General features: G+C 62.3%; 21 protein-coding genes. 11 read left to right on the forward strand and 10 right to left on the reverse strand.

Features of this window, described 5'->3' with window-relative positions; all coding sequences use genetic code 11:
• The first annotated feature begins 4 nt into the window (after positions 1 to 4).
• Both cysD and ACF3ND_RS14050 read left to right on the forward strand, forming a co-directional pair.
• Positions 5 to 916, forward strand: a complete 912-nt coding sequence (gene cysD, locus ACF3ND_RS14045) for a sulfate adenylyltransferase subunit CysD (protein WP_394061451.1) — start codon at positions 5 to 7, stop codon at positions 914 to 916.
• A complete protein-coding gene (locus ACF3ND_RS14050; RefSeq protein ID WP_394061453.1) occupies positions 916 to 2,220 on the forward strand; it encodes a sulfate adenylyltransferase subunit 1 in 1,305 nt (434 codons plus the stop codon). The genes cysD and ACF3ND_RS14050 overlap by 1 nt, the downstream gene beginning before the upstream one ends.
• Here the strand turns inward: ACF3ND_RS14050 and ACF3ND_RS14055 are convergent.
• From ACF3ND_RS14055 to ACF3ND_RS14080, 6 genes are all read right to left on the reverse strand, one after another.
• Complete coding sequence (locus ACF3ND_RS14055; RefSeq protein WP_394061455.1) at positions 2,214 to 3,407, reverse strand: acetate/propionate family kinase; 1,194 nt, start codon at positions 3,405 to 3,407, stop codon at positions 2,214 to 2,216. The two genes, ACF3ND_RS14050 and ACF3ND_RS14055, sit on opposite strands and share 7 nt — an antisense overlap.
• Positions 3,404 to 4,399 (reverse strand): phosphate acetyltransferase, encoded by a 996-nt coding sequence (locus ACF3ND_RS14060; protein ID WP_394061457.1) that lies wholly within the window; start codon positions 4,397 to 4,399, stop codon positions 3,404 to 3,406. The genes ACF3ND_RS14055 and ACF3ND_RS14060 overlap by 4 nt, the downstream gene beginning before the upstream one ends.
• Before the next feature lie 92 nt (positions 4,400 to 4,491).
• Entirely contained in the window at positions 4,492 to 5,424 is a 933-nt protein-coding gene (locus tag ACF3ND_RS14065) for a LysR family transcriptional regulator (protein ID WP_394061459.1), read from the reverse strand.
• A gap of 302 nt (positions 5,425 to 5,726) precedes the next feature.
• Entirely contained in the window at positions 5,727 to 6,194 is a 468-nt protein-coding gene (locus ACF3ND_RS14070; RefSeq protein WP_394061461.1) for a DUF1348 family protein, read from the reverse strand.
• Between the two features lie 66 nt (positions 6,195 to 6,260).
• Positions 6,261 to 6,752, reverse strand: a complete 492-nt coding sequence (locus ACF3ND_RS14075) for an MgtC/SapB family protein (RefSeq protein ID WP_394061463.1) — start codon at positions 6,750 to 6,752, stop codon at positions 6,261 to 6,263.
• 105 nt (positions 6,753 to 6,857) lie between these two features.
• On the reverse strand, positions 6,858 to 7,787 hold the full coding sequence (locus tag ACF3ND_RS14080) for a LysR family transcriptional regulator (RefSeq protein WP_394061465.1): 930 nt from the start codon (positions 7,785 to 7,787) through the stop codon (positions 6,858 to 6,860).
• A 98-nt stretch (positions 7,788 to 7,885) separates the two neighbouring features.
• On the opposite strand from ACF3ND_RS14080, the gene ACF3ND_RS14085 reads away from it, so the two are divergent.
• Positions 7,886 to 8,587: a pirin family protein gene (locus tag ACF3ND_RS14085; RefSeq protein WP_394061467.1), complete on the forward strand. Its 702-nt coding sequence runs from the start codon at positions 7,886 to 7,888 to the stop codon at positions 8,585 to 8,587.
• A 145-nt stretch (positions 8,588 to 8,732) separates the two neighbouring features.
• Positions 8,733 to 9,590 carry a hypothetical protein gene (locus tag ACF3ND_RS14090; protein ID WP_394061469.1) on the forward strand — a complete coding sequence of 286 codons (858 nt, stop codon included), beginning with the start codon at positions 8,733 to 8,735 and terminating at the stop codon, positions 9,588 to 9,590.
• On the opposite strand, the gene ACF3ND_RS14095 is transcribed toward ACF3ND_RS14090, so the two are convergent.
• Positions 9,509 to 10,444 (reverse strand): rhodanese-like domain-containing protein, encoded by a 936-nt coding sequence (locus ACF3ND_RS14095; RefSeq protein WP_394061471.1) that lies wholly within the window; start codon positions 10,442 to 10,444, stop codon positions 9,509 to 9,511. The two genes, ACF3ND_RS14090 and ACF3ND_RS14095, sit on opposite strands and share 82 nt — an antisense overlap.
• Before the next feature lie 234 nt (positions 10,445 to 10,678).
• Here ACF3ND_RS14095 and ACF3ND_RS14100 point away from each other — a divergent pair, with 234 nt between their 5' ends.
• From ACF3ND_RS14100 to ACF3ND_RS14110, 3 genes are all read left to right on the forward strand, one after another.
• Positions 10,679 to 11,335: a TetR/AcrR family transcriptional regulator gene (locus ACF3ND_RS14100; protein WP_394061473.1), complete on the forward strand. Its 657-nt coding sequence runs from the start codon at positions 10,679 to 10,681 to the stop codon at positions 11,333 to 11,335.
• Positions 11,336 to 11,444: 109 nt separating this feature from the next.
• Complete coding sequence (locus ACF3ND_RS14105; protein WP_394061475.1) at positions 11,445 to 12,593, forward strand: diguanylate cyclase domain-containing protein; 1,149 nt, start codon at positions 11,445 to 11,447, stop codon at positions 12,591 to 12,593.
• Between the two features lie 230 nt (positions 12,594 to 12,823).
• The gene (locus ACF3ND_RS14110; protein WP_394061477.1) at positions 12,824 to 13,126 is read left to right on the forward strand and encodes an amidase family protein; all 303 of its coding nucleotides are present in this window, start codon (positions 12,824 to 12,826) and stop codon (positions 13,124 to 13,126) included.
• Here the strand turns inward: ACF3ND_RS14110 and ACF3ND_RS14115 are convergent.
• From ACF3ND_RS14115 to ACF3ND_RS14125, 3 genes are all read right to left on the reverse strand, one after another.
• Positions 13,123 to 16,461, reverse strand: a complete 3,339-nt coding sequence (locus tag ACF3ND_RS14115; protein ID WP_394061479.1) for an autotransporter domain-containing protein — start codon at positions 16,459 to 16,461, stop codon at positions 13,123 to 13,125. The genes ACF3ND_RS14110 and ACF3ND_RS14115 overlap by 4 nt on opposite strands.
• Before the next feature lie 841 nt (positions 16,462 to 17,302).
• Positions 17,303 to 20,458: an autotransporter outer membrane beta-barrel domain-containing protein gene (locus tag ACF3ND_RS14120; RefSeq protein WP_394061481.1), complete on the reverse strand. Its 3,156-nt coding sequence runs from the start codon at positions 20,456 to 20,458 to the stop codon at positions 17,303 to 17,305.
• A gap of 215 nt (positions 20,459 to 20,673) precedes the next feature.
• Positions 20,674 to 21,108 (reverse strand): MaoC family dehydratase, encoded by a 435-nt coding sequence (locus ACF3ND_RS14125; RefSeq protein WP_394061483.1) that lies wholly within the window; start codon positions 21,106 to 21,108, stop codon positions 20,674 to 20,676.
• A 454-nt stretch (positions 21,109 to 21,562) separates the two neighbouring features.
• Here ACF3ND_RS14125 and ACF3ND_RS14130 point away from each other — a divergent pair, with 454 nt between their 5' ends.
• Genes ACF3ND_RS14130 through arsH form a run of 4 tightly spaced genes read left to right on the forward strand, consistent with a single transcriptional unit; the run spans position 21,563 to position 24,186 of the window.
• The gene (locus tag ACF3ND_RS14130; RefSeq protein WP_394061485.1) at positions 21,563 to 21,901 is read left to right on the forward strand and encodes an ArsR/SmtB family transcription factor; all 339 of its coding nucleotides are present in this window, start codon (positions 21,563 to 21,565) and stop codon (positions 21,899 to 21,901) included.
• A 2-nt stretch (positions 21,902 to 21,903) separates the two neighbouring features.
• On the forward strand, positions 21,904 to 22,392 hold the full coding sequence (locus ACF3ND_RS14135; protein WP_394061487.1) for an arsenate reductase ArsC: 489 nt from the start codon (positions 21,904 to 21,906) through the stop codon (positions 22,390 to 22,392).
• A gap of 1 nt (position 22,393) precedes the next feature.
• The gene (gene arsB / locus ACF3ND_RS14140; protein WP_394061489.1) at positions 22,394 to 23,470 is read left to right on the forward strand and encodes an ACR3 family arsenite efflux transporter; all 1,077 of its coding nucleotides are present in this window, start codon (positions 22,394 to 22,396) and stop codon (positions 23,468 to 23,470) included.
• Positions 23,470 to 24,186 (forward strand): arsenical resistance protein ArsH, encoded by a 717-nt coding sequence (arsH, locus tag ACF3ND_RS14145; protein ID WP_394061491.1) that lies wholly within the window; start codon positions 23,470 to 23,472, stop codon positions 24,184 to 24,186. The genes arsB and arsH overlap by 1 nt, the downstream gene beginning before the upstream one ends.
• The last annotated feature ends 179 nt before the right edge of the window (positions 24,187 to 24,365 follow it).

The following is a 24,365-nucleotide window of genomic DNA, read 5'->3' on the forward strand; positions in this document are numbered from 1 at the left end:
CACCATGGGCGAACCACTTGCCACCCGTACTCACCTCGACTGGCTCGAGGCCGAAGCCATCTTCATCCTGCGCGAGATCGCCGCGGAAGCGGAAAAGCCCGTGCTGCTCTTCTCGGGCGGCAAGGACTCCGCCGTGCTGCTGCGCCTGGCCGAAAAGGCCTTCGCGCCCGGCCCCCTGCCCTTTCCCCTGATGCACGTGGACACCGGCCACAACTACCCGGAAGTGATCGAGTTCCGCGATCGCCGCGCCGCCGAGCTGGACGCGCAACTGATCGTGCGCAGCGTCGAGGACTCCATCGCCCGCGGCACCGTGGTGCTGCGTCACGAGAACGCCAGCCGCAACGGCGCGCAAGCCGTGACGCTGCTGGAAGCCATCGAGGAATTCGGCTTCGACGCCTGCTTCGGCGGCGCGCGCCGCGACGAGGAAAAAGCGCGCGCCAAGGAGCGCATCGTGTCCTTTCGCGATGAATTCGGCCAATGGGACCCCAAGGCCCAGCGCCCCGAGCTCTGGCGCCTGTTCAACACCCGCATCCACAAAGGCGAGAACCTGCGCGTCTTTCCTATTTCGAACTGGACCGAGCTGGACGTGTGGCAATACATCCAGCGCGAAGGCATAGAACTGCCCTCCATCTATTACTCGCACTCGCGCGAGGTCGTGGAGCGCAACGGCCTGATCGTGCCCGTCACGCCCCTCACGCCGCTGCAGGAAGGGGAGACCTCGGCCTGGCGCAACGTGCGCTTTCGCACCGTGGGCGACATCTCCTGCACCTGCCCGGTGCTGTCCACGGCAGCCACGGCCGAAGACATCATCGCCGAGACGGCGCTCGCCACCATCACCGAGCGCGGCGCCACACGCATGGACGACCAGACCTCGGAAGCGTCCATGGAACACCGCAAGAAACAAGGATACTTCTGATGAACGCAGTCAATGAATCTTGGATCCAGGCCGCCGACCAGGGCGTGCTGCGCCTGATCACCGCCGGCTCGGTGGACGACGGCAAGTCCACCCTGATCGGTCGCCTGCTGGTGGACAGCCAGGGCGTGTTCGCCGACCAGATCGCCGCCATCCAGCGCTCCAAGTACAAGCGCGGCGAGGACGCGGAACCCGACCTGGCCCTGCTGACCGACGGCCTGGAAGCCGAGCGCGAGCAAGGCATCACCATCGACGTGGCCTACCGCTACTTCGCCACGCCCAAGCGCAAGTTCATCGTGGCCGACACGCCCGGCCATGAACAGTACACGCGCAATATGATCACGGGCGCCTCCACGGCGCAGGCCGCCATCATCCTGATCGACGCCAGCCGCGCCCGCGACGGCCAGCTGCTGACCCAGACCAAGCGCCACAGCACCGTGGCCCGCCTGCTGGGCCTGCGCCACATCGTGGTGGCCGTCAACAAGATGGACCTGGTGGATTGGGACCAGGCCGTGTTCGACCGCATCCACGCCGCCTACCGGGAACTGGCGGACCACCTGGGCATCGAACACTTCCACATCATCCCGCTGTCCGCCCTGAAGGGCGAAAACATCACCCGGCCTTCCAGCCATGCGCCCTGGCATACGGGCCTGCCGCTGCTGCCGCTGCTGGAGTCGCTGAGCCTGGATGACGAACGCCAGAAGCCCGCCCGCCTGTTCGTGCAATGGGTGATCCGCCATGGCGGCAGCCGCGTGGACGGCTTCCGCGGCTATGCGGGCCAACTGGACGGCGGCCGGATCCGTGTGGGCGACACCATCCAGGTCTGGCCCTCGGCCCGGACGGCCGTGGTCACCGGACTGTATCGCGCCGGCCAGGAGCAGACCCAGGTCGAGGACGGCGATGCGGTGACGATCGTGCTGGACCGCGAACTGGACATTTCGCGCGGCGACCTGCTCACGCTGGCCGACGAGCCCGTCACGCCGCGCAAGAGCTTCGAAGCCGAACTATGCTGGCTGGACGAACAGCCGCTGAGCACGTCGCGCTCGTATTGGCTCAAGCAAGGCACCCGCCTGACGCAGGCCAAGGTGCGCGCCGTGCATGCCGTGCGCGACGTGCGCAGCCTGCAGGAGCAGGAAGCCAGCGGCACGCTGGCGCTGAACGACATAGGCCGCGTCAGCATCGCCAGCCGCGATCCCCTGGTGCTGGACGACTACCAGGAGCACGCCGGCACCGGCGCCTTCATCCTGATCGACGCCGGCACCAACCAGACGGTCGCCGCCGGGCTGGTGCACAACGCCGCCTACTGAACCGGCGCGGAGCGCACCAGGGCCAGCGACTGCTCGGCAATGATGCGCTCTTCGTTGGTTGGAATGACCATCACCCGCACCGGACTGGCGTCCGTGGAGATCACGGCTTCGCCCGCCTGGTTGCGCGCTTCGTCCACCTCCACCCCCAGCCAGGCCAGATGCTGCGCGATCCGCGCGCGTACCGGTGCGCTGTGCTCGCCGATGCCCGCCGTGAACACCAGGGTGTCCAGGCCCTGCAAGGACACGCACAACCCCGCCAGGCTTTCGGCGGCGCGGTAGCAGAAGTACTCCACCGCCAAGCGCGCGCGCGGATCGTCGGAATCCTGCAGCACGCGCATGTCGGCGCTGATGCCCGACAGGCCCTTCAGGCCCGATTCGGTGTAGAGCAGCGACTGTATGGCATCGTGGTCCATGCCCTGTTCCATCATCCACAGCACCACTCCCGCATCCAGGCGGCCGGGACGCGTGCCCATGGGCAGGCCATCCAGCGCCGTGAAGCCCATGGTGGTCTCCACGCTGCGCCCCTCCTTCAGGGCGCAGGCCGAGGCGCCCGAGCCCAGGTGGGCCACCAGCACGCGGCCCCGGGCCAGCTCCGGCCAATGGGATCGCAGGTGCTCGGAAATATAGTGATAGGAAAGCCCATGAAAGCCGTAGCGGCGCACGCCCTGCCGGTAGAAGCGCTCCGGCAGCGCGAAATGCCGCACCTGCGGGGCCTGCCCCTGGTGGAAGGCGGTATCCAGGCAGGCCACCTGGAAGATTTCCGGCCAGCGCTCGAAGATGACGCGCACCGGAGCAAGATTGTTCTGCTGGTGCAGCGGCGCCAGCGGCGAGAGGCTGTCCAGATAGTCCAGCACCTCGGGCGTCAGGGCCACGCTGCGGTCGTAGCGCGGCCCGCCGTGCACGATGCGGTGCCCCACGGCGATGGGCTCACGGTCCAGGCGGGCCAGCAGCCAGTCGGCCACCATGGCCTGGGCCGAATGCAGGTCCCGCGCCTGGCCGGCCTCCAGGGACTGGCGCTCCATGGGGCGGCCGTGCTCGTCGTCCACCTTGAAGGCCGGCATGGCGCCGCCTATGCCCGACACCTGGCCGCCGTACTGGAATGCCAGCCGGTCGTCTTCCACTACGGCGTACATGTGGAACTTGAGGCTGGAACTGCCGGCATTGACCACCAGGATCAGCTCGCTCATGGCGTGATCTCCTTGACGGCGGCGCTGCGCTCCAGATGCCCGGCGTAGATGCTGGCCACGGCGCAGGAGGCCAGGCGGGTCTCCGCGCTGTCGGCGCGGCTGGTCAGGATGATGGGCACGCGCGCGCCCATGACGATGCCGGCGGCCAGCGCCCCCGACAGGAAGGTCAGGTTCTTGGCCAGCATGTTGCCGGCTTCCAGGTCGGGAGCCACCACGATCTGCGCCTGCCCGGCCACCGGCGAGCGTATGCCTTTGATGCGGGCCGCCTCGGGACTGATGGCATTGTCCAGCGCCAGCGGTCCGTCCAGCACGCCGCCGGTGATCTGGCCGCGATCGGCCATCTTGCACAAGGCGGCCGCCTCCAGGGTGGTGGGAATCTTCGCGGTGACCTGCTCGACGGCGGACAGCAAGGCCACGCGCGGCTCGCCCAGGCCCAGGCCGCGATGCAGGTCGATGGCGTTCTGCACGATATCGGCCTTGGTCGCCAGGTCGGGAAAGATGTTGATGGCCGCATCGGTCACGAAAAGCGGGTGCGGATAGCGCGGCACGTCCATGATGAAGACATGGCTGAGCCGGCGCCCGGTGCGCAGGCCCTTGCCCTGGGTGCACAGCACGGCGTGGATGAGCTCGTCGGTGTGCAGGCTGCCTTTCATCAGCAGCTGGGCGCGACCGGCCAGGACTTCGCTCACGGCGGTCTCGGCCGAGGCATGGCTGTGCGGCGTGTCGATCAGGGTGACGCCGTCCAGGCTGAAGCCGTGCTCGGCCGCCACCGCATGCAGGCGCGCCTGCGGCCCCACCAGCACGATGTCGAACAGGCCCTGGTCGCGGGCCTGCAGGGCGGCGCCCAGCGACACGTCGTCGCAGGGGTGGGCCACGACGCAGGTGCGGCTGGGTTCCTTGCGGGCCTTCTGGATCAGGCGGGAGTAATGGCTGGACGTCTGGCCGCCGTCGGCGGCCGGGGACTTGGGAGCGAGGCCAGCATGGCGAGTCATGATGATGGTCTCCGGTAGGATGGTCTGGACACAACCCTACACTACACCAGTTTCATGACAGCCTGTCCTTGATCAGGCGCAGGAAAGCTTGCCTACCGGTCCCGATGCTCCAGCAACTGTTCACGCAGCCAGTCCAGCAGCCGGGCCTCGCGACTGTCGGGCAGGAATTCCTGGGACGTCAGCAGGCTGTAGCGCGAGCCGTCCTCGATGAAGCCCGCCGGCGCCACCAGCAGGCCATTGCGCAGATCGTCGTTGACCAGGTGGCGGGCGCCGATGGCCACGCCGTGCCCGGCCGCCGCCGCCTGCAGGCTGAAGTAGAAATGCTCGAAGACCTGCTGCGGGCCGGGTCCGGCCTTCTGTCCGGTCAGGGTGAACCAGTCGTCCCAGGCGTGCGGCCGGCTCTGGGTGGCCAGGCGCGGCGCGTCCGGGCGCAGGCGCAACTGCCCGCCGTGACGCTCGAAATATACGTCCACTTTCTCCGGACTGCAGACCAGGCCGATCTCCTCGGCGAACAGATCGCTCATGTGCGCGTGGTCCGGGCATTCGAAGTCCTGGCGCCGCAAGGCCAGGTCTATCCCGCTGGCGAAACTGAAGGCGCCGCCGCCCGCCACCAGCAGGACCTGGTCGCCGGGGTAGCGGCGCTGGAAATCGGGCCAGCGCGGCAGCAGCCAGCGCATCAGCAAGGTGGGCTCGCAAGACAGCACCAGGGGCAGCGCCTGTTCGTCGCGGATGATGTCGCGGCCGGCCTGATCGATCAGGCCCAGTCCCTGCTGCACCGCTTTTTGCAGGCGTCGCCCCGCCTGGGTCAGGAACACGCGGCGGTTGCGCCGCTCGAACAGGCTCAGGCCCAGCTCCTCTTCCAGGCCGCGTATGGCCCGGCTGACGGCGCCGTGGGTCAGGTTGAAGCGGTTGGCGGCCAGGCTGAAGCTCTCCAGCTGGGCGGCCTGCTCGAAATAGCGCAAAGCCATCAGCGAGCCGGGCTTGAAACCTTTGAAACGTTCTTTCTTGGGGGGCGAGTTGTCCATGCGTCTCCTGCATTGTCGAAGGGGCCGTCCCGGCTTTCCAGCCGGGGCGGCGCGGCTGCTGCGATATTACGCCCCTTCGCCCGCCTCAGCGCGCCATCGGCGCCAGAGCGCCCGCAGTCCGTCCACATCGGCGCCGCACAAGGCCGGCATGTTTTGCTCAAGGCACTCCAGGGGCCAGTCCCATCAGCGCATCCGCAGCAGGCGCTCGACCTGCGTGGCGGGAATGTGGCTCATGCGAGGACCGCAGAAGCGAGGAAAACCAGCGCGCGCCCTTGCGCCGGAGCCGCGCAGACAGGCCGCGTCTACAGCCCCAGGTCCGTCAGGCCGGGATGGTCGTCCGGGCGGCGTCCCAGCGGCCAGTGGAATTTACGCTCGGATTCGGTGATGGCCAGGTCGTTGATGCTGGCATGGCGCACCGCCATGTAGCCCTGTTCGTCGAATTCCCAGTTCTCGTTGCCGTAGCTGCGCCACCATTGGCCTTGCGCATCGTGCCATTCGTAGGCGAAACGCACGGCGATGCGATTGCCGTGCCAGGCCCAGATTTCCTTGATCAGGCGGTAGTCCAGTTCCTTCTGCCATTTGCGCTCCAGGAAAGCCTGCACCTGCTCGCGTCCACATGGAAATTCGCTGCGATTGCGCCAGCGCGTGTCCAGTGTGTAGGCCTGCGCCACCCGGACCGGATCCCGGGTGTTCCACGCGTCTTCCGCGGCGCGCACCTTCTGCTTTGCAGTCTCCAGGCTGAAAGGCGGCAATGGGGGACGGCTTTCCATGACGATCTCCTTGAAAATAGGTGAAGGACAAGTCAGTCTACGTGGAAACCGCTCTTCAGCCGACCTTCACCCTTTGGCTTGCTCCCGCTTGCGCTCCCAGCGCCCCAGGCCCGCCAGCACGAGCCAGGCGAACACGGCGCTGAGCACGGCGGTCGCTTCGCGGCCCATGCCGGCGGCCACGCCGATGGCGGCGGTCAGCCAGATGCCCGCCGCCGTCGTCAGGCCGCGCACCTGCTGCTCGTCGCTGGATTTCAGGATCGCCCCGGCGCACAGAAAGCCGATGCCCTGGATCACGCCCTGAAGCACGCGGCTCATATCCTGGATTTCCATGCCGCCCTGGGCGGGCACCAGGACGAACAGGGCCGCGCCCAGCGCCACCAGCATATGCGTGCGCAGGCCTGCATCCTTGCCGCTGCGTTCGCGCTCCCACCCCAGCAGCGCGCCCAGCAGCATGGCCAGGCTGAGCCGCAGGATGATGCGCAACACTTCACCCGCATTGGGAATGTCGCCGAACTCGGACACCAGCGTGCCCCACAACTGCGCTCCGATGGATTCCATCTTGCTTCTCCGTTTGGCGGGCAGGCTGCGCCTGCCTTCCGGGCAGAATCTATCCAATCCGGGGCTAGCGGTAAACGCACATTGCGTGACTTGCGTATCAAGCCGTTAAACTGCCTCCCCGGGCACGGCGCTGGCCCAGGGCGCCCGTTCGAACTGCTTGACCAGGAACTCGATGAAGGCCTGCACCCGGGCCGGGCGGGCGCGGCCCGGAGGCGTGACAATATGCAGCGCGATGGGCGGCACCTGCCAGTCCGGCAGGACCTGCTCCAGCCGGCCTTGCCGCAATGGCTCCCAGACCAGGAATTCGGGCTGCACCGCCAGGCCCAGCCCGGCCAGCAGCGGCGGCATCAGGGCTTCGGCATTGTTCACCTGCAGCACGCAGGGCACATCCTGGGCAAAACGTTGCGCATCGCGCTGAAAATGCCAGACACTGCCGCGGCGCTCGTAGGCATAGCGCAAGCTGTGATGGCCGGCCAGCTCGCTCGGGTGGGACGGCCTGCCCTGCCGGTCAAGGTAAGCGGGGGAAGCCACCAGCAGCAGCCGCACGCCGCACAGGCTGCGGGCCAGCAAGCTGGAATCGGCCAGCGAAGAAATGCGCAGGGCCAGGTCGAAGCCCTGCTCGACGATGTCCACCTGGGCATCGTTGAAATGCAGGTCCGGCAATACGCCCGGGTGCGCCTGCATGAAGACCGGCAACACCGGAGCCAGATGAGAAATGCCGAAGGACATGGGCGCGGCCACCTTGATGCGCCCCTGCAGCTGCGCCACTTGTTCGCGGGCCAGAGCCTCCACGGCCTGTCCTGCCGCCAGGATGTCCTGGGCGCGCTCCAGGCTGGCCTGGCCGGTGGCCGTCAGGGACAGGCGCCGCGAGGTGCGATGGAACAGCGACACCTGCAGCTGCTTCTCCAGCCGGGCGATGGCCTTGGACACGGTGGGCTGGGACAGGCCCAGCGCCTGGGCCGCCTGGGCGAAGGAGCCCGTTTCGGCCACGGTGGCGAAGATGGCCCAGGCTTCCAGATCAGGAAGATTGCTCATGAAAAATATGGAATAAATAACATTCCATTCATTCTATTTCATTCATAAGGCGAGCGGCATAAGATGGTCCCATCGTGTGAATTTCAAAGGACATCACCATGATCGAACGCAGACCTTTTGCCGAGCTGGGCGGTGCCAACCATGGTTGGCTGGACGCCAAGCACCACTTTTCCTTCGCCAACTACTACGACCCCCAACGCATGGAATGGGGCGCGCTGCGCGTCTGGAATGACGACACCATCGCGGCCGGCACGGGCTTTCCGCCCCATGGCCACGCCGACATGGAGATCATCACCTACGTGCGCGAAGGCGCCATCACCCACCAGGACAGCCTGGGCAACAAGGGCCGCACCGAGGCGGGCGATGTGCAGGTCATGAGCGCCGGCACCGGCATCCGCCATGCCGAATACAACCTGGAGCCCGTCACCACGCGCATCTTCCAGATCTGGATCCAGCCCGACCGCCGCGGCGAATCGCCTTCCTGGGGCTCCAAGCCCTTCCCCAAAGGCGACCGCGCCGGCCAGTTCGTCACCCTGGCCAGCGGCTTCGAGCAGGACGGCGACGCCCTGCCCATCCGCACCCAGGCCCGCGTGCTGGGCGCAACCCTGAAGCAGGGCCAGAGCGCCGAACTGGAACTGCCCGAAGGCCACCTGGCTTATCTGGTGCCCGCCAAAGGCCGGGTCAGCGTCAACGGCGTGGAGCTGGAGGCCCGCGACGGCGCCGCCATCCGCGACGAGCGCAAGCTGACCATCACCGCGCTGGACGAAGCCGAACTGGTGCTGGTGCAGACGGCGCGTTAAAGACCGGCAAGCTGGAAAAGAAAACGGCAGAGCGTGATGCTCTGCCGTTTTTTTGTCGTCAAACATCAAACACTCTTTGAAGCTGGACAGATTGTTCTCAGTTATCCACTGACACGGGCAGGCTTTATCTAGAATGAAAAGAAAAATGGCCCTGACAAGTCAGGGCCATATCGTACCTAGCATCGTCACCGGCACAATGTCCGGGAGAGGAATCAATCTAGGGCAGCAGAAGCAGTATAGCGACGACAGACTTTTTTTGAAAGCCGTAGACATGGAATGGACACTGCTGGAACGACACTTCTCAGTCCCAAGGCTAAGCCGCTACAAGGCTGCCCGCAAAGGCAATGTTCAATTGGCCGCTTTCGACTATCTTCAAAACATATTGCTGGCCGAATCCTTGCTGCCCATGCTCAACACGCTTGAAATCGCACTACGAAACGGCGTGCACGCCCAATTGGCAAACAGCCATGGTCGAGCAGACTGGTGGGGACACTGGGCCGATGATGGGGGATACATCTGGCAACTATCCGAAATCAGAAAGGCGCGCGCCAAAGTCATCCACCGGCAGGAGACGCCAACTCCTGACAAAATTCTTGCAGAACTGCACCTGGGATTCTGGTGTTCTCTTTTCAATGCTCGGCATCAGCATCATCTCTGGAAGGATCTACGTCTGGTATTCCCACACTGCCCCAAACCTTTGCGTCAACGCCGCACTATTTCCAATGCTTTGGGGCAGGTGCGCCTGCTGCGGAATCGCGTATTCCATCATGAACCTTTACTATGGATGCAGCCAGAGTTGATCAAGCAACATGCCATCGGGATAAAGCTCATCGATTGGCTTGACCCGGCTCTGCGCTCGTGGCTGGCTGGACATGATCGCCTGCCATCCCTCTGGGCTGCCAGGACTGCACAGGAGCTCATTCAGTCATCAGCCCCCTCCAGAGGATGCCCGGCCTGGACCCAGGCGTCTATGCCGCCGGACAGCGGGCGCACGCGGGTGTAGCCCAGGGATTTGAGGCGTTGGGCCACGCGCGCCGCCGACGCGTCGTTGGGACAGGAACAGTAGACCACGACTTCGTGACCGTGTTCGGCCGCCACGCATCCCGGACCCTGCAGGTCCTTTTCATCCAGTGCGACCGCGCCGGGAATGCGCCCCTCGGCACGATAGAACTCGTTGCGCACGTCCAGAATCAGCGGCTGGGCGCCGGCCTGGATCAGCTCATACAGTTCATCCACGCTGATGCGCGCCAGTTTCAGGGTCTTCAGGAACACATGGCGCTGCCAGGCCTTGCGCGCCACGAACAGGGCCAAGGCCACGCCCAGGATCAACAAGCCCCAGCGGCCCAGGGCCTCCAAGGTCTCCAGCAGCTCGCCGACGGCCGAGCTGAACAGGCTGCCCAGCAGCAAGGCCGACCCCGCCCAGATGGCCGCGCCCAGCATGTCGAACCACACGAAGCGGCGCATGCTGGTGCCCAGGGCGCCCGCCATGGCGCTGGCGACCGAGGCGAAACCCGGGATGAACTTGGCGACCAGCAGGGAGCGCGCGCCCCAGCGCAGGTAAACGGCTTCGGTCTGGCGCACGCAGGAATCCGGAGACAAGGAAATACGGCACATGGTCGCCATGACGCGCCGCCCATAGCGGCGCCCCGCATAGAACCAGAGGATGTCGGCGATCAGGGCGCCCAGCACGGCCAGGGCCAGCAGGCCGGGCAGGGAAAACCGCCCGCCCTGGGCCAGCGCACTGGTCACGACCAGGGTCGGGTAAGCGGGGATGGGCGCCCCCAGCTGTTCGATCAGCACATTGAGAAACACCAGCCCCAAGCCATGCTGTTCGATCACATTGACGAGCCACTGCATTGTTCGGATACCTGTCCAGCATCAGTTGAAGAGAATCAAGCCAGCATTGTCCCCCGCGCCCGACCTACGGCCTAGTTTCGGGTCCACGCCTGTGGACGCTGCGCTACAGCGTCCCGGGGGAAAGATCCGCGACGGCTTCATTTTTCAATACGACACCGTATCATATGAAAAATAATATGGTTCAGGGCCACCGCCCAGACAGAAATGGCCTCTTACTGCTCCCACGCGTCCCTCATGCCCGACACAGCCACGTCCTCCAGCAACGCTCCCGCGCCCGGCAAGGGCCGCCTGACCCATCGCGGCGCAGCCCGCCGGCAGCAGATCCTGGACGAAGCCTGCGTGCGCTTTCTGCAGGATGGCTATGCAGGCGTGAGCGTGGACGAAATCGTCAAGCAGGTCGGCGGCTCCAAGACCAATGTCTACCGGCAGTTCGGCGGCAAGCAGGGGCTGTTCCTGGCCGTGGTGCAGACCCTGTCCGCGCAATTCCTGCGCGACCTGGACCAGATCGATCTGCGCGACCAGCCGCCCGAACAGGGCCTGAAGATCCTGGCTCACGCCCTGCTCAGCATTCTGCTGCAGGAACAGCACCTGGCTTTCCAGCGCCTGATCGTCGCCGAGGCGGCGCGTTTCCCCGAAATGGGGCGAACGTGGCTGGAAAGCGGCCCGCAGCAGTCCCGCCGCATCATCGCCCGCTACCTGCAAAGCCAGCAGACGCAAGGCCGGATACGACCCACCGATCCCTTGCGCGCCGCATTGTTCTTCCATGACATGATCACCTTCAACCCGGTCCACCTGGCCATGCTGGGCATGGGCTACGGCCCCAGCGAGCTGAACCGCTTCATCGAGGACGCCGTAAACGCCTTTCTGCAAGGCCACCAGACGCGCCCCTGAACGCCGCCCGCCAAAAAATTGGCCCTGATTCATCGGCTGCGCCAGACACTCTTGTTACAATTGGTTCACCCCAACGACAGCGGCCGGCTCTCCGGCCCTTGGCCAAACAGTGAATCCAACCGCCGATCAGTACTTCGTCTTGATCGTCCCCGCCTGCTCGGCGCTGCTGGGCATGGCCATGATCTACTGCTGGAACCTCCTGCGCGAACACCGCTACCTGCTCTGGATCGCCGCCGGCTACCTGATCATGACCGTCCCCTTGAGCGTGCACAGCCTGATGAACAACCAGCAATTGGCGAGCTGGTCCGTATTGATGTCGGCGCTGTACATGGGCGGGGTCTGGAGCATGGCGCATGGCGTGGCGCTGCGCTTCGGAGGCCGAATGAACGCATGGGCCGCGGCCCTGGTCATCGCAGCGACGCTGGGGCTGCTGTTCTATTTCTCGCATATCGACGACCAGCTCTGGATGCGCATGGACTGCCTGAACGTCGGGCTCGCCCTGCTGGTCGCCCTGCCGGCCCGCGCCGTGCTGTTCGGGCACCGTCCGCGCATACCCCTGGCCAGGATGCTGCGTGTGTCCTACGTGATCGTGCTGGCCTACGCCGTGATCCGCATATTCGTGCTGGCCGCCCTCATGCCCCAGGATCCGCAGGTCGAGCTGACCCGTTCGGGCTTCTGGCTGCTGGTGCTTGCCGCGAACATGATCATCAGCATCTGGCTGGCCCTGGTGATCCTGGCGAGCACCGCCCTGTCCATCGTGCAGGTCCTGGACCAGGAACGCAGCCGCGATCCGCTGACCCGCCTGCTCAACCGCCGCGCTTTTTTCGAGCAGGCTCGCAAGCGGATGCAAGAAGAAGGCGCACAAGACTGGGCCGTGCTGATCTGCGACATCGATCATTTCAAGACCATCAACGACACCTTGGGCCACGCCGCCGGCGATCAGGCGCTGCAGGAAGTCAGCGCCCTGCTGGCGCGCCAGGCCCGGCAGGAAGACCTGGTCGCCCGCTTCGGCGGGGAAGAGTTCGTGCTGCTGATGCGCTGCCCCGACCTGCCGACGGCGCGCCAGGCCGCCGAACGGCTGCGCACCTGCCTGATGGACCTGCGCATCGCCGGCCTGCCCGACGCCCTGACCGCCAGTTTCGGCCTGACTCTGCTGACGGCGGACGGCGACCTGGACGCTGCCATCCAGCAGGCCGACACCCTGCTCTATCAGGCCAAGCACGCCGGCCGCAATCAGGTTGCCTGGCCCCGGGCCTGAGTCCGTCGTCCCCATCTCCGTGGATGCCCGCCAGGACGTTTTTCCTTTATCGTCAGGTTCGCAGGCGGGCGCATCAGCCGGCCACGAAACAACATGAGGCTGCGTATGCAGCCAACAGGAGACTTTATGACATTGACGCAGATGACCGCTACCGAACTGCTGGCCGGCCTGGAGCAAGGCCGGTTCAGCACCCTGGAACTGGCCGATGCGCTGCTGGCCCAATCCAAAAAATGAAATTGCTGGGCGGCCTGTCCCATCTGGACGCGGATCTCTTCCGCCGCCAGGCGACCGAATCGGACCGGCGCCGCTCGCTCGGCCGGGCGCTGCCGCTGGACGGCATACCGCTGGCGCTCAAGGACAATATCAATACCTGCGACAGGCCCACCACATCCGGCACCGGCGCGCTGCGGAACAAAATGCCGCCCTGCGACGCCGAGGTCGTGAACCGGCTGCGCGCGGCCGGCGCCGTGCTGCCCGCCAAGGCGGTCATGCACGAGCTGGCCTTTGGCATCACCTCAAGCATTGCCCCTTAAAACATCCAGCGCAGATTCACCTGCCCCTGCAGCGACGAGTACCCGCTCCCCAGCTGTGAACTTAGGTCGGCACCGATAGACAGGTGCTCGCTGCGATGCCATGTAAGACCCGCCCCCAGGCCCATCGTGTCGCGGGGCAACACTCTATTGCGGGTATCAAACGCCGTATCCGTGGGAGCAATCGCGAAACGCGCCGCCTGGGTCAGGTCGCGATCCAGCCATTCGTGATTCCAGCTGATGTTGGAATGCATGGCCAAGGTGCTGCCATCGCCCAGTGAACGATTCCATGACGCCGCCAGGCCCAGGCTGGACCGCAAAGCATCTAGGCGCTTGCTGTCCAGGTGAAGGCGTGTTGCCGCATTGCCCGACTCGTCGATCGAGGGCCGTGACACCAAGGCATAGTTCATGCTGGCAAATGGCCCCGCTGAAAACGACGAGTTCAATCGCCAAAGGTAGCCTGTGCCCGCATCAATCGACACACTGTGACCCGTCCAGTCAAACGAGTGCGTCGCCTGGTAATTACCGATGGCAATCTGCCGGCGCATATCGGCCTGCTCAAGGCCCAGGCGCAGGCCGCTGGAAGCAAAAAAGCCGTGCCTCGCGCCCGGACGGTACTGAAGATGGGCACCAATACCGAACGCGGTGGCTTTGCTCTTGCCCGGGTAAGGGGCATCCATCCTGACCGACTGGTCTGAAATATCAAGGTGGGCGCCAACCGCAAAGTCGGGTGCCGACGCCAGCCTGCGGCCGGTTCCAATGACCAGGCCATAGGTATTGGCGTCGTAGCCAACCATGGATCCACCAGCGTCCTGATCGGCGCCTGAGCCGAACGCCAGGGCATAGCCCTGCCAGTCGGTGCCGGGCTGCTGCGTGCTCCCGCCCAGGCCCTGACGGGCCGTTTGCATGACCGTGCGCTCGCGCATCAGGGAAGCGGCCATCGCTGCACTGTAGTTGGCCGGTGAAACCTGGGTCAGGGCGTCAGGTATCTGTGAACCGTCGCCGGCCGAGAAATCAAGCCCCCGGAACAGCGCCTGCGCTTGTGCAGGCCCGACGGATGCCAGGTTGAACAAGGCGCGCCCGGCCTCGCGCTGGTTGGCGTTGCGACCATACTGGCTGTAGGCATTGTCGGCTCGGCTGGCAGCCAGGCGGTAGCGTTCATTGCCCAAGGGGGCAGCGTCAAACTGCAAGGTGGGCGATACGGAGGTGATCTGAGGGGCGTCGAAGCTGCCGCTGTAGCTGGCTGCTTCAACAACCGAGCCTGTGTCTACCGACCAAGAGTTTTGATACCAGTCGGCCAAAGGCGTCAGTTTCAGCGTGCCGGCCAGGTCGGCAGTACCACTGACGGCAAGCACATCGTGCCCGCCTGTGCCGTCAAATTCGGCTGCCAGGCGGCCCGTTGCTGTTTGTTGAAAGTCGCCATTCACGCTGATGCGCCCGATTGAGTTGCCGGGCGCCAAGGTGCCAGCGTTAATCAAGGCCGTACCGCTGGCCAGATCGAAGCTGGCATTGCCGCCCAATGTCGCGGCTTCGTGGATGGTGGCGCTGTGGACCTGCAAGGTACCGCTCAGCTGCGTTGTGCCGCCGTCAAATGACAGGGCCAGGTTGTCTTTGCCTGTGATGTTGCCGGCGTAGCTCAGGTGGAATGCTTCATCAGGCTGATCGACGCTGCGGCCCATATTGTCGGCAGCCTGGCCAAACGACAGAGTGGTCAGACGCAGCTGGTTATTGCCGTCGCGTTGCGCATAATGCGAAATAATATCGCCTTCTATCTGAGCGCCTTGCATCAGGTTGATGCGCCCGACATAGGCATTGTCAGAAATCAGGATGGCCGCCTCTCGGCCCGCAACCCGCCCGCTAATGTCGGCTTGTTGGACTATTGGGCCGTTCAGTTCCGGGAGCAGGGTTTGATTGACGCCATCGATGCTGCGTATATAGGAGCCACGACGCTCGGTATGGTTGCCCAGGGAATTGGTGCCAAAATCAAAACGCAGGCCTACACCTTGAGGGCCGGTAGCCTGGATGTCACCGCGATGAACCAGCTTGTGTCCACGGCCGTAGGCAAATTGAATGCCTTGTCCGTTCAAACCATCCGCGTAGATTTTTACGCCTGGATCGATGACAAGGGTGTTGTTCTCGCCATCGACCCGTATACCCGCACCGCCTGACCCCGCTGCCAGCAGGTCAGCGGCTTGCCGGATCTGGTTGTTGCTGCCGTAGATATGCAGGCCCAAACCTAGCGTGGACTGGTTGTACTGGCCTGGAAGATACTGTGTACCCGCGGCATTGCGCCCAAAAAAGCCTTGTGTATTTACCAGCTCAAGGCCACCGCCGTAGATCGAGCGCCCGAAGAAGTTTGCCCGGTCAATGGTGTAGCCCATATCTTGCAGCACAGCCAGTTCAGCTTCCATGAAGCCTGAATAGTTACGGTAGCTCTGGTGACTCATGACGCTGTTTCGAAGTTCGATATGGCTCATGAAGTTGTCGTCTATGTCGCCTTCTTCACCCAGTATCTTTACGGGCACACCACGCAGACCACCGGCCAGGACTTGCTCGATATTTGCACCGACTAGAAAACCCTCATCCTGGCGCAAGTCGAAGGCATCAGGCTCGTAGGAGGTGGCGCAGCCATTGCATAGAATTTTCTGGCCTGCGCGTGCCGGGTTGCCGTTGTCGTCCCTGAGCAGCTGCGTCCAGCTGTTCAGTTGGCTTTCGAAGTACGGCTGTGTATCATTTAAGCCGCCCCTGTCTTCCACGCTGCTTGAAATGCCCAGTCCATGAGCAATTTCGTGGATGGTTGTCAGGAGCACGCTGTCTTTACCGCTAAGGGGTGTTTGCGTTAAGGCGGGGTTCAGCGCGTAGTCGTCTTGGCCCAGGCCAAAAAAGCCATGTCCGCCCAAGGGCAGCGTCCCTGTGGAAGGCGAGAGGCCGAAAATGTTTTGCTGCATTTGCGTTAATGCGCTTTGGCCGCCGTTTGCTTCGGGCGAGCCCCCGTAGGCATTGCCCGGCATATTTACCGTGCCAATATTCACGATGGTCGCGGGATTGTTGCCCTGGGGCTGCAAAATCTCCGCCCAATAGCGCAGGCCATCAACAACCTGGTCTTTGTAAGCCTGATTACCCTGCCAGCTCCAGAATGACGTTTTATCACCGTCGAACGAGCCGTCGCCGACCTCGAAAAACCGCGCAACAAAAACGCTGCGCCCCGACGCATTTTCGACAAATCTGTCTTCCAGGGCGTAAGTAGACAGCGGAGCGATGACAAGCGCCAGCGCGGCGCACAGTTTTGTGAGTTTCATAGCAAGGCAGGTGGCGATTGCGCGGAATGTCGTGGGCACATAGTGCCGTCGTACCAGGAGCTGTAACCGAGTTCGCCACGAACTATCCGTCATCTCAAACGAACGGGCTACGGCAGTATGGATGTAGCAGATACCGCCAACGGGCCCGCACCTGCGCCTTTAAAGATGGGGCACGCCGCTAATCAAACTGGCCTTTTTGCCCGGGACTCGGAAAGGGAATACTTTGGCAATAGTATAGGTTCTGTATGATTGTGTATCAATATGTATTCGGTCTGTGCAGGTGAGCATGTGCCTAATGTCTGCCAGGGAGAGTACCGTGAACAAAGCCATCTACGTTCGCGCGAACATTGGCAGCGCCTGTTCAATCAGAACGTCCCTGCTTCTGAACTGTCTTTTTGCCGAGAGAGCTCACGTTGCCCCCCATGCAGCCAACATAAAACATGCGTTCAATCCCGAGGGCATCCGAGCCATGCAGGAATTGCGAGGCTCGCAGACGTGGCGACCATCAAGATCTACACCCATGTGCTTCAGGTAGGCGGCGGTGCAGTAACAAGCCCCTTGGATTCGCTGCCCAAAGCTGAGTGACAAAAGTTCGAAACACAATGATGTCGATCATCACTGAGCCTTGAACTGCCACCCTTTGAAAATCAACCCCTCACGGAAAATTCACCTTTAAGTCTTGAACGTCCCGATCACTCAGTTTCGAACTTTCCGTACTTTCCGCCGTTCAGCTTTGAACTTTATGAACCACTCTATCTGGTGAGCATCGGAAAATTCCGGGTCTGGGCGACCGCTCCTGGCCTAAAGCGGGCGGCCGTTAGCGGTCTACGGCCGAACCGCGGGCTGGAGGCCGGCGTGTACCGGCCGCTCCTGGAACGCGTCACCAGCGCATCCGAAAACCGATATTTCCCGACAGCGAGCGGTTGCTGCCTACCTGGGCCAGGCTCGTATTTACCATTCCTTCGGCATAGAGCGAATACTTGTCCTTGCCCCAGTTGTAGGACACGCCCGCGCCGACGCCTGCCCACAGGCGATCGGGCCGCGAATTGAATGTCGTCCCCGCAACGTTCACCTGGCTGCCGTCGAGGAACTCGTAATACAGGTTGGCGATGCCGTAGACATGCGAGCGGTTCATCCCGTTCTCGCCGCCCCGTGTCTCGCGGTCCAGCGTAACGCCCAGTCGGCTCTGGAGGCTGGCCCCCCGGCTTGCGCGCACCGTCGCGCCGAACGCATCATCAAAGCGATCGAAGTGGACGCCCGAATAGACCAATTGCGCCTGCGGAGTGAGCGACCATTCAGGGCTAAGCGCAATGCGTTTTCCGCTCTCGACCGACAAGGTGTAACCGGTGCCGTCGTTGCCCTTGACGAGACTGCGACCCGCTGCACGTGAATTCAAATCCGAGGTGAACCACATTACCTGCGCCTGGCCATCGACGTAGTGACCCTCATTGCCATACCACGTCACGGTGCCGCCCAGGCCATAGCCGTCGGTGGCGATGTCGCCATCGCCATGGACGGAGCGGGTCACCGTATTGCCATGCACGTACTGCAGGTACCCGCCGCCCACCAGGGCACCGGTCTCGCGCCTGGACAACAAGGCGTCCCAGCCCGCCTGCATCTTCGTGCGATTCTGCGTGAAATCGGTACCGCTGGTCGAGGTGCCCGGTTCGACGCGGTGATTCCCGCCTTCCACGCGTCCCCACGCGCCGGTGCCGTCGGTATAGGAGCCGCCTTTCTGCGACGCGTCTGCGCGTGCACTTCCATCGGAACCTTGCCCACCGCCAGCGCCGGACCAGTAGCGATTGCCGACTCGCTGTTGCAGCGTCGACACGCCGTTCAGCGTAAGCAGCGCCTGGGGATAGGCCTCATATGCAGAGACGCCGGGCTGATAGAGCGGTTTCGGAGCGGGCGTAGTGTCCGGAGCGGTTGCAGAGCCGTCGGTCAACTCGGAGCGCAGATACCAATTGTTGGTCTCAGTGCCGGAAGCGTTCCCCTTATGGAGCTGATAGGCATAGGCCCCCGCCACGACCGCCGGTTTACCATTGAATTGGTAGTCACCGGACAGGGAGAAGGCCCCGTTCGAAGCACCGTCCACGGAGACGAGTACGATCCCTTCGGTAGTCGCTGCCCCCGCGCCGCCCGCATTGCTGACCTTCAACACCGAGGCTCCGGCCGTGTCGCCTTTGACGGCGACCTTGTCGGTGACCGACGCATCGTTGCCGAGGACGGTATTGAGGGCGATGACGCCGTCCTTGCCTACATAGTTGCCGTCGATGGTCAAGACGCTGCCTGCCTCGCCGCTCCCCAGCGTGATCGTCCCCGCGTTGGTGACGGTACCGCTGATCGTCGTGGCGCCAACGCCAAGGGTCGATGCGAGCATGGCCGTGCCTGCGTCCAAGGACAGATTGCCGTTCAGCACGAAGCCATTCTGCTGAAGGGCGAGCGTCGAGCCATTGCGCAGAAACACGCCGGTCGTCACATCGCTGGACGCCCCGACCGTCAGGCCGGTGTCCGTCAAGGTCAAATCACTATTGCCGAGATTGAAGACGCTCCAGTTACGAATGTCGCTGCCGGCACGGGTCGCGCCGACGGCATTCGACACATTGAGCGTATCGACACCGCCACCGCCGCCGTCCAGCACCGTAATTCCGGAGAAACCGGCAAGCAGGTCCACAGTATCGCTGCCCGCTCCAAGCTCGATGGCGCCGTTGACGACGGCGCCCTCACGGACGATGACATGACTGTCGCCTCCATTGTTGGAAATCGCGATTCCGGAGGCCGACTCGGTGGTGGCATTCGGGCTCAGGTCGACGATGCTCAAATCTCCCGAGCTCGACTTCGTCGCGATCGCAGCGCCGGAACCGCCGGCTACGTGACCCAGCACCTTGATGGCGGTCGTATTCCCGGCCGGCCCCGTGCCTGAGCCGTTTACGGCATGCACCCCGTTGCGCCCGCCCTGGGCGTCATTGACAGTGATGTTCAGCGCCGAACCCAGGCCGCCGGTCTCGGCGTAGATGCCGTCCATGGCTGCGCCTCTCGAGCTGGCAGTGCTGTTGATGCTGACATTGCCCGCGTCAGTGCCGCGGAAGAAGATTCCATAGAGGCCGCCATCCGTGTTCTTGGCAGTGATCGAGGCGTCACCCGCGCCAGAGCTGGCAACCCAGATCCCTGACCTGGACCCCGTCGCCGTCCCGATGGAAGAGATACGGACAGCGCCAGTGCCCACATTGTGCACGTAAATACCGTTACCGTCGCCGCCATTGGTGTCCGCCGCGGTGAGCGTTATATCCCCCGCCTGGCTGTAAAGCGTAATGCCGTCTCCATTGGTGGCCGTTGCCAGACCCGTTGAGGTCACGGTCAACGCGCCAGCCCCTGTCATGGCGACGATGCCATGGACACGGCCTTGCGTGTTGTTCGCTTCGATCGTCAGGTCGGAGCCAGAGATCAAATTGGCGTAGATGCCCGCGTTGTTAAGGCCCGTGGCCGTCCCGGTCGAGACGACACGAACCGAACCGCTGCCGTATCCATTGGCGCCAATGCCATTGCCCTCCCCCTGAGTGTCATTGGCGGTGATCAGCATGTTTGCGCCATAGTTGTCGCCTCTGATGCCTTCGCCCATCAGGCTCTCTCCAGTGATGGAGCCGGTCGAAGTGATATTGAGATCGCCGCTGGTGTCATTGCGGACATAGAGGCCGAACATGCCGGCCGTGCTGATGTTCGATTGGTTGTCATCGACGAACGACACTCCCCCCTCGCCCCTGAGGTCGATACCATTTTCTACGACATTTACCGACAAGCCGAATCCAGGCTGCGTGGTAACAGAGATTGGGCTGGCCATATCGATGGCCTGGGGAACGTCGGCGCCAGAAGCGGCGCCGGAACAAACGGATATGGGGCTTCCGGTACAGTCCCCGGCAAAGGCGGCCTGTCCGGTATAGAAGCTTGGTGCAAGGGTCAATAGGGGGACGACGACAAAGCCCGTCAGTTGTCGGGGGGGCTTATGGGTGACAAGAACTTTCGTTGGAAATTCAGGCATTCTGCACTCCTCCAAGCGGCATTGCACGAACTGCACGGCTACGATCTTAACTGGGGTATACGGCACAACTCCAATAAACTTAATGCCCATCTGCTGCCGCCATTTTGCTCGTGAGCAGTTCAAGCCAAGGCAGGATCAGCCCAGGGGCAAAACCGTGGCTAACGCTCCGCCTGGCTGCTGGTCCACATGCCACTGAAAGATAAGAATGCCCGAGTTCAAAGCAGATCATTCGGTATGCTGAGGCTCTTCGAACGAGCCAGAACGTACACCTCGCCATGCTCATCAAGCAATGAACCTTCAAGGCCGATGACGTCGCCTTTGAGCTTTGGATTCGGTTCGACCGAGACTATGCGCCATTCCATGCGTACAGTCTGCCCTGCCAGGACCGCTTTTCGAAACTGAAACTCGAACTCCAGACCAAGACCCGCCCCGCGCTCTGTCAAGAAAGTTGCCACCATGCCCATCATCAACGCCGAATAATGCGTGCCGCTGACGATGATCCCGCCGAATCTGGTTGATTTGGCAAACGCGTCGTCGTGATGCAAGGGATTGTGATCTCCGGCGAGGGTCGCAAACCGTCGCACTGAATCAACGTCGAACGTAACGAGTTGCGACGTGGTTTCACCTACTTTATAGCCAGCATCTGACATGAAATGACTCCTCGAATTATCTAGGTCCGCTGTGGCTCAAACATTAGAGCAACGACATGAGGTCGCTTACGGTGCCTCTGCCGGAAGGGAATCCATGCAGCAAGGAAAGAAGTGCATCGGCGTTTCCATTCAGGTTCGTATCCTGCGTGTGTCTGACGCACTTAATGAACTTCTGATCGATTTCCTCCAGACTCATTGGGTTCTTCGGATTGCCTTTGGGACAACCTGTCGAGTCCCTCAGGTGCGAGCCATTCCTGAGGTGAATGTCGATCATGATTCTCCCATGTGCCTCCAGCTTTGGGCTTCGCACTCCATACTTTCCGCCGTTTAGTTTTGAGCTTTCTGAACCATTCTATATGGTGAGCATCGGAAAACTCCGAGTCTGGGCAACTGCTTCCGACCCAAGCCAGTCCTTCGAACTGCATTCATTCAATAATTCATCTATAATTGAATTATGAATGAAGATCAAATCATCAAATCACTGGCAGCGCTGGCTCATCAGGTTCGGCTGCGTGTCTTTCGTGCTCTGGTTGTTGCAGGGGCCGAAGGTCTGACGCCTTCTGTGCTGGCCGAACAATTGGAGGTGGGGTCCACCGCGCTGTCTTTTCACCTCAAAGAGCTGGTGAATGCCGGCTTGGTGACACAGGAACGCATAAGCCGCAACCTCATCTACCGCGCCGACTTTGGTCAAATGAATGGTGTCCTTGGTTACCTGACTGAGAACTGCTGTGCAGGTGCTGGCTGTGAGCTAAGCGAAGCAACCCGCTGCCCTACGGGCCACAAAGGCTGCTAACCATGACCGCCAACGTTCTGGTGCTTTGCACCCATAACTCTGCCCGTAGCGTTCTTGCAGAAGCCATGTTCAATCATTGGGCTAAGAAGCAGGGCATTGATGCCAAAGCCTTCAGCGCAGGAGCTGCCCCCAGTGGCCGCGTCCACCCACAAGCCCTTGCGGCGCTCAAAGCAGCCGGAGTGGACACTTCCAGCCTCTCCAGCAAGAACATGGACTTGTTTGCCGAGGCTGGTGCCCCCGCAATGCGCGTGGTCATCACCGTTTGCGACAGTGCAGCGGCCCAACCATGCCCCATGTGGCCTGGCGCACCCGTGCGCGTCCATTGGAGCTACTCCGACCCATCAGCAGCGCCCGAGCAGGAACAGTCCCAGCACTTTGAGCTGACGCGTCAAGCTATCGCCTACCGGATGCTGCAACTGGTGCAACTGCCGTTTGCCGAACTGGACAACAAGACCTTGCAGACGCTGGTGCAGCGCATCGGGGAATCCTAAGATGCAAATCGCTGCCGCTTCAAAACCTGTGATGGGCTTGTTCGAGCGTTATCTCACACTCTGGGTGCTGCTGTGCATCTGCGCAGGAATTGCCTTGGGGTATGCGTTGCCAGGATTGACCCATGCCGTGGCCTCTATGGAAATGGCAAAGGTGAATCTTCCAGTGGGCGTGCTCATCTGGGTGATGATCATTCCAATGCTGGTCAAGATCGACTTCTCTGCCTTAGCGCAGGTCAAGTCTCACGCCCGAGGCATTGGAGTGACCTTGCTCATCAACTGGGCTATCAAACCGTTTTCGATGGCGTTGCTGGCTTGGCTGTTTTTACGTCATGCCTTTGCGCAGTGGCTCGACCCCGGACAGGTGGACAGCTATGTGGCTGGTCTGATTCTGCTGGCGGCTGCGCCTTGCACGGCCATGGTGTTTGTCTGGAGCCAGCTTTGCAAGGGCGACCCGTATTTCACGTTGTCTCAAGTAGCCTTGAATGACGCCATCATGCTGGCGGCCTTTGCCCCCATCGTAGCCTTGCTGCTGGGTATTTCCTCCATCACCGTCCCATGGGACACGTTGCTGACTTCGGTGGTGCTTTATATCTTGGTGCCAGTGGCTATTGCCCAGATGCTGCGCAAGTATCTGATGCGCAAAGGCGAGGACACGTTCAATCGAATCACAGCCTCCATGGGGCCTGTTTCCATACTGGCACTGCTCGTCACACTGGTGTTGCTGTTTGCCTTCCAAGGCCAGTCCATTCTGGAGCAGCCCTTGGTGATTGCTTTATTGGCTGTACCCATCCTTCTTCAGGTGGTCCTCAATTCAGGGCTGGCCTACTGGCTGAACAAGAAGCTGGGCGTGGCCCATTGCGTTGCCGGGCCTTCTGCCCTGATTGGGGCCAGCAACTTCTTCGAGCTGGCCGTAGCAACCGCCATCAGCCTGTTTGGCCTGAACTCCGGCGCAGCGCTGGCAACCGTCGTCGGAGTGCTGATTGAAGTGCCCGTCATGCTGGCCGTGGTCGCCGTCGTCAACAAAACCAAGCACTGGTATGAATGCTCATTGCCGGCAGCACAACATAAAGAATCCTGATGCATCCCGAATCCATTTCCTCCAAGCTCGACCCAGCCAGCTTTCACGTTCCGACTCAGCAGGCCCTGAAAGCTCCTCTTACCTCCAGCCATGCACCTCGCATCCTGATGCTGTATGGCTCACTGCGTGAACGCTCATACAGCAAGTTGCTGACCCAAGAGGCTTCCAGGCTGCTGGAAGGCATGGGGGCTGAAGTCCGCATCTATGATCCCAAAGGCTTGCCTCAGCCAGATACAGTGCCAAGCGACCACCCCAAGGTGAAAGAGTTGCGCGAATTAGTGCGATGGTGTGAAGGCATGGTCTGGACGTCGCCAGAACGCCATGGGGCCATGACCGGCATCATGAAGGCCCAGATTGACTGGATACCTCTGTCCGAGGGGGCTGTACGTCCTACACAGGGCAAGACGCTGGCAGTCATGCAGGTCAGCGGAGGCTCACAATCCTTCAATGCAGTGAACCAGCTGCGCATTCTGGGGCGCTGGATGCGCCTGCTTACCATCCCCAATCAAAGCTCGGTTGCTAAGGCTTACCAAGAGTTTGAGGAAGACGGACGCATGAAGCTGTCCTCCTTCTACGACCGCGTGGTGGATGTGATGGAAGAGCTGATGAAGTTCACACTACTGACCCGCGACATCGCTCCGTATCTGGTTGACCGCTACAGCGAGCGCAAGGAAGAACGGGCCAAGATGCATGCCAGGACTTTGGCAAAAATGTAATGGACTGAAGGGCTGCCTCTGGCCGAAAGCGGCCAGCAAGGCATCCTGTATCCGAGCAGCCCCATCTGAACAAAAAAACCGGCAGAATCCGCATTTTCCAAGCCCGCCTCAACCTTATGCTGGGCTCTGAGCTCGCACCAGCACTGAATGTACGCTCCCTTCAGAGTTCAAAACCCAGT

Origin of the sequence: Alcaligenes sp. WGS1538, from assembly GCF_043187505.1 — a bacterium.
In the GTDB taxonomy this organism is placed as follows: Bacteria; Pseudomonadota; Gammaproteobacteria; order Burkholderiales; family Burkholderiaceae_B; genus Alcaligenes.

Bases quoted from the DNA above. Each gene is read 5' to 3' on its own strand.
- cysD (WP_394061451.1), top strand. From the start codon at position 5: ATGGGCGAACCACTTGCCACCCGTACTCACCTCGACTGGCTCGAGGCC.
- ACF3ND_RS14050 (WP_394061453.1), top strand. From the start codon at position 916: ATGAACGCAGTCAATGAATCTTGGATCCAGGCCGCCGACCAGGGCGTG.
- ACF3ND_RS14055 (WP_394061455.1), bottom strand. From the start codon at position 3,407: ATGAGCGAGCTGATCCTGGTGGTCAATGCCGGCAGTTCCAGCCTCAAG.
- ACF3ND_RS14060 (WP_394061457.1), bottom strand. From the start codon at position 4,399: ATGACTCGCCATGCTGGCCTCGCTCCCAAGTCCCCGGCCGCCGACGGC.
- ACF3ND_RS14065 (WP_394061459.1), bottom strand. From the start codon at position 5,424: ATGGACAACTCGCCCCCCAAGAAAGAACGTTTCAAAGGTTTCAAGCCC.
- ACF3ND_RS14070 (WP_394061461.1), bottom strand. From the start codon at position 6,194: ATGGAAAGCCGTCCCCCATTGCCGCCTTTCAGCCTGGAGACTGCAAAG.
- ACF3ND_RS14075 (WP_394061463.1), bottom strand. From the start codon at position 6,752: ATGGAATCCATCGGAGCGCAGTTGTGGGGCACGCTGGTGTCCGAGTTC.
- ACF3ND_RS14080 (WP_394061465.1), bottom strand. From the start codon at position 7,787: ATGAGCAATCTTCCTGATCTGGAAGCCTGGGCCATCTTCGCCACCGTG.
- ACF3ND_RS14085 (WP_394061467.1), top strand. From the start codon at position 7,886: ATGATCGAACGCAGACCTTTTGCCGAGCTGGGCGGTGCCAACCATGGT.
- ACF3ND_RS14090 (WP_394061469.1), top strand. From the start codon at position 8,733: ATGGCCCTGACAAGTCAGGGCCATATCGTACCTAGCATCGTCACCGGC.
- ACF3ND_RS14095 (WP_394061471.1), bottom strand. From the start codon at position 10,444: ATGCAGTGGCTCGTCAATGTGATCGAACAGCATGGCTTGGGGCTGGTG.
- ACF3ND_RS14100 (WP_394061473.1), top strand. From the start codon at position 10,679: ATGCCCGACACAGCCACGTCCTCCAGCAACGCTCCCGCGCCCGGCAAG.
- ACF3ND_RS14110 (WP_394061477.1), top strand. From the start codon at position 12,824: ATGAAATTGCTGGGCGGCCTGTCCCATCTGGACGCGGATCTCTTCCGC.
- ACF3ND_RS14120 (WP_394061481.1), bottom strand. From the start codon at position 20,458: ATGCCTGAATTTCCAACGAAAGTTCTTGTCACCCATAAGCCCCCCCGA.
- ACF3ND_RS14125 (WP_394061483.1), bottom strand. From the start codon at position 21,108: ATGTCAGATGCTGGCTATAAAGTAGGTGAAACCACGTCGCAACTCGTT.
- ACF3ND_RS14130 (WP_394061485.1), top strand. From the start codon at position 21,563: ATGAATGAAGATCAAATCATCAAATCACTGGCAGCGCTGGCTCATCAG.
- ACF3ND_RS14135 (WP_394061487.1), top strand. From the start codon at position 21,904: ATGACCGCCAACGTTCTGGTGCTTTGCACCCATAACTCTGCCCGTAGC.
- arsB (WP_394061489.1), top strand. From the start codon at position 22,394: ATGCAAATCGCTGCCGCTTCAAAACCTGTGATGGGCTTGTTCGAGCGT.
- arsH (WP_394061491.1), top strand. From the start codon at position 23,470: ATGCATCCCGAATCCATTTCCTCCAAGCTCGACCCAGCCAGCTTTCAC.